1 protein-coding gene is annotated in these 633 nt (G+C 72.4%); it reads right to left on the bottom strand.

Translation table 11 applies throughout. From position 1 onward, the window contains the following. Positions 1–21: 21 nt before the first annotated feature. Positions 22–633: leucyl aminopeptidase family protein (locus AC5RUJ_RS17920; RefSeq protein WP_494156475.1), on the bottom strand; the 612-nt coding region annotated here is incomplete at its 5' end.

The following is a 633-nucleotide window of genomic DNA, read 5'->3' as shown; positions in this document are numbered from 1 at the left end:
GGGCCACCCGCCGGCCCGGTGCTAGCCGCGGTAGGAGCGCAGGAAGGACAGCAGCAGCCGGGCACCGTACCCGGTGGCGCCCTTCGTGACCTCGGCCCGGTCGGAGTCTGCCCGGGCGGGGCCGGCGATGTCCAGATGGATCCACGGAAGGGCGCCGGTGAATTCGCGCAGGAACAGCGCTGCGGTGATCGATCCCCCGCCGACCTTCGACCGCTGGGACGCGATATGCGAGATGTCGGCGATGCCGGATTCCAACGCGAAGCCGTATTCGGCCGCCACCTCGTCCAGCGGCATGTGCCAGACCCGCTCCCCGGTTGCCTCCCCCGCGGCTTCGAACGCGCGCACCAGGGACCGCCGGGTGCCGTACAGTGCCGCATGCTGCCTGCCCAGCCCCAGGGACGCCGCGCCGGTGAGGGTAGCGATATCCACCAGGACGTCAGGCTGCAGCCGGGCGGCGGCGTAGGAGAGGCCGTCGGCCAGCACCATGCGCCCCTCCGCATCCGTGTTGCCGATCTCCACGGTTGTGCCGTCGTGGACGGTCACCACGTCGCCGGGCCGGTAGGCGTCGGCGCCGATGGCGTTCTCGGCCAGGGCGAGCAGGCCCGTGACACGGTGCGGAACGCGCAGCTCCGC

This window comes from Arthrobacter sp. Y3223164 (assembly GCF_059091005.1).
This window is presented reverse-complemented; position numbering and strand designations above follow the sequence as displayed.